This window comes from Bifidobacterium sp. UMB1197, assembly GCF_030217745.1.
Taxonomy (GTDB): Bacteria; Actinomycetota; Actinomycetes; order Actinomycetales; family Bifidobacteriaceae; genus Bifidobacterium; species Bifidobacterium vaginale_B.
In genome coordinates this window covers 1-301 of sequence record NZ_JASOOL010000040.1, presented here as the reverse complement: position 1 = coordinate 301, position 301 = coordinate 1, and the positions used below count along the sequence as shown (strand labels likewise).

The 301-nt window shown below is 40.2% G+C and carries 1 pseudogene; it reads left to right on the top strand.

Annotated elements, in window-relative coordinates:
- A pseudogene (locus QP420_RS06525) lies at nucleotides 1-301 on the top strand (choice-of-anchor M domain-containing protein); the annotation flags it as partial.

Genomic DNA, 301 nt, shown 5'->3' with positions numbered 1-301 from the left:
AAGTGAGGATCACAGCATTAATGTGCAACAAAGTAACGGATCTTTCTTCATTAACGGTAACAACAACACTGTGTATGTGACTCCATGGCCTGGAGCAAAAATGCAGCAACAAGGACTTTTTGGAAGTAATAACGGTGGTCTTATTCATGGGGACCATAACGCGAAAAGCGGAAAGCAAGATTCTCAAAGTCAGCAATCTACTTCGACAAAGTTCAAAGACATCAAGGGTGACAAACTCGTTATAGACCACGGTCATGTTGATATTGCTGTATATACTGGCGATTCAAATAAAGTTGATATG